The organism is Bullifex sp. (assembly GCF_034103065.1).
In the GTDB taxonomy this organism is placed as follows: Bacteria; Spirochaetota; Spirochaetia; order Sphaerochaetales; family Sphaerochaetaceae; genus Bullifex.
The window spans coordinates 1-7,908 of record NZ_JAXEGN010000196.1 but is presented as its reverse complement, the minus strand read 5'-3'; the positions used below and the strand labels follow the sequence as shown (position 1 = coordinate 7,908).

General features: G+C 34.5%; 9 protein-coding genes, 3 tRNA genes and 1 pseudogene. 4 read left to right on the top strand and 9 right to left on the bottom strand.

The features are described from left to right. Window positions 1-386 (bottom strand): AAA family ATPase (locus SOY52_RS07565; RefSeq protein ID WP_320848350.1); only part of this gene is annotated, 386 nt, incomplete at its 3' end. Between the two features lie 89 nt (window positions 387-475). Here SOY52_RS07565 and SOY52_RS07560 point away from each other — a divergent pair. Continuing rightward, the gene (locus SOY52_RS07560) at window positions 476-1,078 is read left to right on the top strand and encodes a ribonuclease HII (RefSeq protein WP_320848351.1); all 603 of its coding nucleotides are present in this window, start codon (window positions 476-478) and stop codon (window positions 1,076-1,078) included. Here SOY52_RS07560 and zupT read toward each other — a convergent pair. The 3 genes from zupT to SOY52_RS07545 all read right to left on the bottom strand — a co-directional run bounded on the left by zupT (window position 1,047) and on the right by SOY52_RS07545 (window position 2,189). Beyond that, entirely contained in the window at window positions 1,047-1,805 is a 759-nt protein-coding gene (gene zupT, locus SOY52_RS07555) for a zinc transporter ZupT (protein ID WP_320848349.1), read from the bottom strand. The two genes, SOY52_RS07560 and zupT, sit on opposite strands and share 32 nt — an antisense overlap. A gap of 20 nt (window positions 1,806-1,825) precedes the next feature. Beyond that, window positions 1,826-2,086, bottom strand: coding sequence for a DUF3276 family protein (locus tag SOY52_RS07550; RefSeq protein ID WP_154425963.1), 261 nt, complete (start codon window positions 2,084-2,086; stop codon window positions 1,826-1,828). A 31-nt stretch (window positions 2,087-2,117) separates the two neighbouring features. After that, window positions 2,118-2,189, bottom strand: a tRNA-Gly gene (locus SOY52_RS07545). Window positions 2,190-2,274: 85 nt separating this feature from the next. On the opposite strand from SOY52_RS07545, the gene SOY52_RS07540 reads away from it, so the two are divergent. Next, window positions 2,275-3,435 carry an aminopeptidase gene (locus SOY52_RS07540; protein ID WP_320848348.1) on the top strand — a complete coding sequence of 387 codons (1,161 nt, stop codon included), beginning with the start codon at window positions 2,275-2,277 and terminating at the stop codon, window positions 3,433-3,435. Between the two features lie 11 nt (window positions 3,436-3,446). After that, entirely contained in the window at window positions 3,447-4,670 is a 1,224-nt protein-coding gene (locus SOY52_RS07535) for an aminopeptidase (RefSeq protein ID WP_320848347.1), read from the top strand. A gap of 26 nt (window positions 4,671-4,696) precedes the next feature. Here SOY52_RS07535 and SOY52_RS07530 read toward each other — a convergent pair whose 3' ends face one another. The 4 genes from SOY52_RS07530 to SOY52_RS07515 form a co-directional block, all read right to left on the bottom strand. Continuing rightward, window positions 4,697-5,458, bottom strand: a complete 762-nt coding sequence (locus tag SOY52_RS07530) for a type III pantothenate kinase (RefSeq protein ID WP_320848346.1) — start codon at window positions 5,456-5,458, stop codon at window positions 4,697-4,699. Continuing rightward, on the bottom strand, window positions 5,458-7,095 hold the full coding sequence (locus SOY52_RS07525; RefSeq protein ID WP_320848345.1) for an ABC-F family ATP-binding cassette domain-containing protein: 1,638 nt from the start codon (window positions 7,093-7,095) through the stop codon (window positions 5,458-5,460). Before SOY52_RS07525 ends, SOY52_RS07530 begins: the two co-directional genes overlap by 1 nt. Window positions 7,096-7,168: 73 nt before the next feature. After that, window positions 7,169-7,240, bottom strand: a tRNA-Glu gene (locus SOY52_RS07520). 7 nt (window positions 7,241-7,247) lie between these two features. Beyond that, a tRNA-Gln gene (locus tag SOY52_RS07515) sits at window positions 7,248-7,318 on the bottom strand. Window positions 7,319-7,436: 118 nt separating this feature from the next. Here SOY52_RS07515 and SOY52_RS07510 point away from each other — a divergent pair. Beyond that, complete coding sequence (locus tag SOY52_RS07510) at window positions 7,437-7,637, top strand: hypothetical protein (RefSeq protein ID WP_320848344.1); 201 nt, start codon at window positions 7,437-7,439, stop codon at window positions 7,635-7,637. Here SOY52_RS07510 and SOY52_RS07505 read toward each other — a convergent pair. Then, window positions 7,638-7,908: pseudogene (locus SOY52_RS07505) on the bottom strand (tRNA (adenosine(37)-N6)-threonylcarbamoyltransferase complex transferase subunit TsaD); the annotation flags it as partial.

The following is a 7,908-nucleotide window of genomic DNA, read 5'->3' as shown; positions in this document are numbered from 1 at the left end:
AAGAAAAGCTCTCTTATGTTTTTAAGTAAACATCTATTTTTATTGATGTAATATTCACTTTCACCACTTCTGAAGACTCTTCTTTTTATTTCAACCTCAGTTAAATCGGTAGGAAGATGCTTTTCACTGTTATCAATTGTTAAAGCAACTTCTGCATAGCTAAGTGGTTTTCTTTTATCAGTACCGTTAAAAATGACATCTTCCATTTTACCGGCTCTAAGAGTTTTTGTAGATTGCTCTCCAAGTACCCACTTAATTGAGTCAACGATGTTTGACTTTCCACATCCATTTGGACCAAGAAGAGATGTTATTCCATCTGCAAAATCGATATGCGTTTTATCTGCAAAGCTCTTAAAGCCAACAATATCAAGACATTTTAAAAACAATTAAGCTCTCTCCTTGACTATATTTCGTTTTAGAATTTAACATTTTTAGAGTGGAAATGGAAGAATTATTCGATTTTGATAAACCTAAGATTATTTGTGGAACAGATGAGGCAGGAAGAGGCCCCTTAGCAGGTCCTGTAACAGCAGCAGCTGTTGTACTTCCATCTTCTTTTCCATTTGAAATCTTAGCTGATAGTAAAAAGCTTTCTCATAAACAGTTAATTGAAGCAGAAAAAGTAATTAGAGAAAAAGCTATTGCCTTTGCAATTACCTTTATTTCAAATGAAGAAATTGATGAAATAAATATCTTAAATGCTGCGTTAAAGGCTATGGCACTTTCCTATGAAAAAGTAAATAACACAATAAAGGTTGATAAGCTTATGGTTGATGGTAATCGCTCTCCAAGGAAGTTTATCGATAATGGAAGTCTTGAGATTGAAACGGTGGTTAAAGGAGACTCAAAAATCTATGAAATAATGGCAGCAAGTATTCTTGCTAAGACCGCAAGAGATAGATTTATGGATGAGCTTGATAAAAAATACCCCCTGTACAACTTTAAGAAGAATAAAGGTTATCCTTCTAAAGAGCATCAGGAGGCAATTATAAAGTATGGGTTAACACCTTGTCATAGAAAATCGTTTCATTTAAAGAATGTTATTATTAAAGAAGAGCAAGACTTACTCCCATTATAAACATTCCTAGTAATACACCCCAAATTACAATGTGATGTTTTCCATATGTTTCTGCTGTAGGAAGTATTTCATCAAAAGAAAGATAAACCATAATTCCAGCAACAGCAGCATATATGTATGATAATACATCTGTAGTGAAGAATGTTTTTAACAGCATAAAGCCAATTAATGCACCAAGTGGTTCAGCAAGGCCTGAAAATAAACTCATCAAAAAAGCTTTCTTCTTTTTTCCTGTTGCATGGTAAATTGGGGCTGCAACGGTAATTCCTTCAGGAATATTATGTAGTGCTATAGCTATTGCAATTGAAATACCTTGTGCAGGATCTTCATACGCAGTTAAAAATGTTGCTAAGCCTTCAGGAAAGTTGTGAATAGCAATTACTAGTGCAGAGAATAATCCCATTTTCTGAAGCGAGAATTCATTACCAAATTCATGAGGATTTTCATTTTCTGGAATTACTTTATCAATTAAGGCAATAAAGAACATTCCAAGGAAAAAACAAGCTAAGGCAATTAATCCTGCAATCTTTTCATTAAACATGTTTGATAACATGTGTATGCTTTCACTCATTATCTCCATAAATGATACGTAAACCATTACACCTGCAGATAGACCTAAGGAAAAGCATAAAAATGTTGAGGAAACTTTCTTTTGAAAAAGTGGTAATGTACCACCTATTGCAGTTGAAAGTCCTGCTAGCAAAGATAATAAAAATGCATAAACCATAAAAAAAAAAGAAGAGATCTTTACTCCTCATCTCCTCTCTTGACACTTTTTTTTGCATGAAGCTTTAAGTAATCGAGTGACTTCTGCATTTCTTTGATAAATTCTCCAATGTCTTCTTGATAAACAAGTACTGATTGTCTTAAGAATTTTCCGTTTTCTGTTGGCTTACTCTCTACAATATTTAAGTAGAGGTCACCATATAGGTTTTCCTTTACGTTAAAGAAGTATGTTCTATCACCTGTAACACACTTTGAGGAAAAATGTTCACCACGCTGTCCCATATTATAAGACCTTCCTTTAGATATAAAAAAAAGCGTCCGACGGGAATCGAACCCGCATCTTCAGCTTGGAAGGCTGAGGTAATAGCCATTATACAACAGACGCGCTACGATTAATGAAAATACTCTAATTAGGGATTTATGTCAACATCACTGGCAAAAAAAAATACATTTGCTTATACTTTATTTTCATGAACAACATTGAGCAAAAATATGCATCATTCATTCTTGAACAAGAATTGATGATTGAAAGTGGTGAAAAACTAACAATTAATGCTAATGAAGAAACAATTTCCTTTGCCCATTTAGTTGCCCATATGGCAGCTGAAAAAACAGGTGTTAGTGTTAGCATTGTTTATATTGATAAAGGAAAAGTTGAATCAGTTGATGAAATCGATCCTGATTACCAAGAAAGGCCTTCAGGAAAGGTTGCAATGCTTCATTTAGCAGCTTTCCCAGAATTTACTTCAATTACTGATTTTGAAAAAGAAATTTCAGCTAAAGAGCTTCAAGAATATAGGTTAATTAGTGAACCAGTTGTTCCTGGTAGAAGAATTAGTGTTCCTTGGGCTATTTGTTATGTACCAACCGCAACATGGGCAGAATTTGTTTTTGGTCCAGGTGCTACAACCGATTCACTTTGGCTATTACTTTCAGATCTTTTATCATTAGATAGTGATGATAAACTACTAAAATTACAGCACCAGATGCTAAAAACTAGAAAGGAAAGACTTAGAAGTGAAAATATCTCACAAATTGTGCTAAATAGCGCAACCTGTGATTTAACTTTAACAATTAATAGAGAACTTTATCCAACTACTACTTCTACCTTATTAAGCTCTGGAAGATTATTCTACCCTACTGCTCCTTGTGAGGATGTAATTATTCCACTTGATAAATTAAGTGGGCATGGTAAATTTTCAACAACCTATCCATTTAGACTCTTTGATAGCGTTTTTTCTGGCGCAGAAATTGAGATTAAGAATGGTAAAGCTGTTTCATTTAAGCTTGAAGGTGGAAGTGAGCATGTAACAAAATATCTTAGTATCGACTCTGATAGCAGTAGAGTATCTGAATTAATAATTTGTGATGGCTATACAAAAGCATCTAAATTAGATATCTCGCTGGGTCTTCCAATGCTTGATAGAATGCGTACTACAACTTTAGTTTTGGGAGGTGTTACTCCAGAAACTGTAAATGCAGAAAATGAAGATGATTTAAAAGAGTTAGAATTCAATAATTCCTTTGTTCGTCTTGAGCTTCCAATTGGTTCAAGGGATTTAGAAATAAAGGGTATTACTGAGTTTGGTGAAGTAATTACTATAATGGAAGACGGTATTTTAGTCTTTTAAAAGGGGTAAAAATGAATAGTGAGTATTCAAAGAAATTAAATGAATTAGTTCTTACAAAAGGTGTTTGTTTAAAGAAAGGAGAAAAAGTTTGTATCAATACTTCTCCTTCTTGTTATGAATGGGCAAAAGCAATGGCTAAAAGAGCATATGAGCTTGGAGCTTCATATGTAATGATTAATATAAATGATACCGACTTGGATGCTTTTAGGTCCCTAGTTCAAAGTCAGGAGGAGGTATCATTTGTTCCTGAGTTCTATAAGCATTGTGCCGAGGAGAGAGCAAGAGATGGATATGTAAATATTCGTCTTGATTCTAATGAAGATAGAATTGGTCAAACCCAAGGTGATAGTGATAAGCTTACAAAGTTAAATATGGCTTTTAGAAAGGCTGGAAAAGTTGCAAGTGATAAGTATATGTCAAATGCACTTAGCTGGTGTGTTTCCTGTGTTCCAGGTCCAAAGTGGGCAAAACAACTTTTAGGTGAAGATGCAACTGAAGATGATTTAGCAAAAGTACTTGGTAAAATCCTTCGTTTTGATACTCCTAATTATCTAAAAGCTTGGGATGATTTTGATACTGAAGCTAAAAATAGAAGAGATAAATTAAACTCAATGAAAATTAAAACACTACACTATCAATCAAGTGTTACAGATTTTTATATCTCTCTTAGTCCTAAAGCACACTTTGAAGGAGGTAGCTCTGTATCAAAGGATAATAGGAGATTCTTCCCTAACCTTCCAACAGAAGAACTATTTACAACACCTGATATGTATAGTGCAAATGGATACATCAAAACTACTAGACCTGTTAATGTATTAGGAAGTCCAACAGAGGGTATTACTTTTACATTTAAAGAAGGAAAGGTTATTGACGTAAAAGCAGATAAAGGCCTTGATATGATTAAAAAATATCTTGAAATAGATGAAGGTGCTTCAAGAATTGGAGAGGTTGCATTAGTTGATATCAAAGCACCTATTTCTCAAACAGGTTTAATCTTTGGCTCAATTTTAATCGATGAAAATGCTTCCTGTCACATTGCATTAGGAGCTGGTTATCCAGAAACTGTAACTGATAGTGATAAAGCCAAAGACGATGAAGAGTTAAATAAGATGGGTATCAATACATCCTTAATGCATACAGACTTCATGGTTGGAAGTCCTGATTTAAAAATTACAGCTACTACATTTGACGGACAAGAAGTTGTAATTATGGAAAATGGATCTTTTGTTATCTAAATAATTAAGGGCTTAAATGCCCTTAATTAATTTAAATCTGAAATAAGTTTTAAACCATTTAAGGTATGAGTTTTATCAAGTAAGTTTATTCGATTTATTAACGGAGCAATAGTCTTTGATAATCCCCCTGTTGCGATTACAAAGACTTCACTGTTTAACTCTGCTTCACAGCGCTTAATCATCTCATTAACTAATCCTGCATAGCCAAACATAATTCCTGCTCTAATTGAATCTTCACTATTTCTTCCAATTGAAGATGAAGGGACCTTCAATTCAACTTGTGGTAGCTGAGCTGTTGAACCAAAGAGAGCATTAACACTTGTAATTAAACCTGGAACAATTGATGCTCCTGCGACTTCTCCACTTTTCTTTACAGTTGAAAAAGTTAATGCAGTTCCAAAATCCACAATCATTACGTTACAATCTGGCTTTATATAGTGTGCATAAGCTAAATTACAAAGTAAATCAGAGCCTAGTTCTGATGGAATAGAACTTCTTACAAGGCCTGTATTTAAATCATGTGAAACTACTAAAGCATCGGTATTAAATAATCGTTTTAAATTCTTTGAAGCTGAAAAAGTTAAATTAGGTACAACAGATGAAACTATTGCTCGATTTACCGATGATAAATCAACATTGGATGACTCCAAAAGACTTTTGAAGATGACATAATACTCATCTCCAGTCTTCTTTTGGTCTGTATAGACCCTCCATGTGTTTACCCAAGATTTTCCATCATGGAGGGCAAGTACGATATTGGTATTCCCGATATCAAGAGCGGCTAACATTAGATCATTACAACCTTATGAGAACCAGCATAAGCTTTATCACGAAGTTCATTAACACTCTGATCATTGATGTAAGAATCAAAGTTAGTCATGCGGTCAATGATTCCGTTAGGTGTAAACTCAATAATTCTGTTTGCAATAGAATCTACAAACTGATGGTCGTGTGAGTTAAAGAGAATTACACCATTAAAGTTGATAAGTCCATCGTTGAGAGCTTGAATTGCTTCAAGGTCTAAGTGTGATGTTGGCTCATCGAAGATTAAACAGTTAGCACCTTCAAGCATCATCTTAGCAAGAACAACTCTTACCTTTTCACCACCAGATAATACTTTACAACTCTTTAATGCTTCATCACCTGTGAAGAGCATTCTACCTAAAAATGATCTTACAAATGTATCGTCATCTTCTGTAGAGTACTGCTGTAGGAAATCAGCAATAGACTGGTCAGTATCAAACATCTTTGAGTTATCCTTAGGGAAGTAAGAAAGTGATGTTGTTACACCCCAGTTGAAGGAACCACTATCTGGTTCCATTTCACCAGCTAAAATCTGGAAAAGTACTGTTTTTGCATAGTGATTAGGTCCTACAAATGCAACCTTTTCACCTGGATTAATTGTTAAATTAAGCTTATCTAAGATAACTTCACCTTCGATAGTCTTTGATAAATCCTTAATTTCAAGACAGTTCTTACCAATTTCTCTATTTGGCTTAAATGCAACGTATGGGAATCTTCTTGAAGATGGTCTGATATCGTCTAAAGTAAGTTTATCAATAAGTTTTTTACGGCTTGTTGCTTGCTTTGCTTTTGCAACGTTACTACTGAAGCGCTGGATAAATTCCTTTAATTCAGCAATTTTATCTTCCCTTCTCTTCTTCTCATCTTTCATCTGCTTAGCAGCAAGCTGGCTAGACATATACCAGAAGTCATAGTTACCAACATAGAGCTGAATCTTACCAAAGTCGATATCACAAACATGGGTACAAACTGTATTTAAGAAGTGTCTATCGTGGCTGACTACAATAACTGTATTGTTGAAATCTGCTAAGAAGTCTTCAAGCCAGTGAATAGATTCCAAATCCAAGTGGTTTGTAGGTTCGTCTAATAAGAGGATATCTGGGTTTCCAAATAATGCCTGAGCAAGAAGAACACGTACCTTAAGGTTATCTTCAATTTCCTCCATGAGCTTTTCATGAAGTGTTGTAGGAATTCCAAGGCCATCAAGCATTTGGGCAGCTTCACTTTCTGCTTCCCAACCACCCATTTCAGCAAATTCACTTTCAAGCTCAGCAGCTCTAATACCATCTTCCTCTGTGAAATCTTCTTTTTGATAGATTTCATCACGCTCCTTCATTACTGAATAGAGCTTCTTATGGCCCATTATGACAGTATCAATAACTCTATACTTATTGAATGCAAAGTGATCCTGTCTTAAAGTTGTCATTCTCTCACCTGGAGTAATGATAATCTCACCTGTATCTGGCTCGATTTCACCTGAAAGGATCTTTAAGAAGGTTGATTTACCTGCACCATTTGCACCAATAATACCGTAGCAGTTACCTGGTGTAAACTTGATGTTGACTTCTTTAAACAGAACCTGTGTTCCGTAAGAAAGAGAGATGTTACTAGCTGTAATCATTTATTTCCTCGCAATATGCTTGTATTTATCATATAACAAAAAAGGCAGTATCCTTCAAGTGAATACTGCCAGTTAGTTCCTAGGGGAATCGAACCCCTATTTAGAGACTGAGAATCTCCCGTCCTAACCGTTAGACGAAGGAACCATCTCTACTGGGATGGAGGGATTCGAACCCCCAAAGGCAGAACCAGAATCTGCAGTGTTACCATTACACTACATCCCAATCAATTTGACCTTGATTACATTACAAAATCAAAGAAAAACCGTCAATACCTTGAGACATTTTTTTGTAAAAAATAATTTTTGACATTTTTTTATTATTATCTATAGGAGAGTAAATAATGAGAAATATTAAAAACGACCAAATTGCTACTTTAATTAATAGATTATATTTTTCAGGAAGAAACGTGATTAAAAAGACTAATATTGAATTAATTGAATCAAATGCAATTGATGAAATTACAAAAACCATCATGCCTGATTCAATTAAAACAACAATTTATAATACACATCTTGGAACAGTACACTTAGTTGAGTACTAATCAAGGATATGATTTCTTAAAAGCAGCAACACGAGAATGAGCTGTTAAGTTATCATCATCACGATAACCATCCATTAAATATCTATACCCAAGACCTGCTATCATAGCACCATTGTCAGTACAGAGCTTTAATGATGGGAATGTAACTGTATATCCACCCTTCTCTAGCTCTTTTATCTCAATTCTAAGTAAAGAATTAGCTTCAACACCACCACCTTCTGATACTCTCTTTATTCCAGTATCTTTGAGTGCAGCTTTAACTCTTTTCATT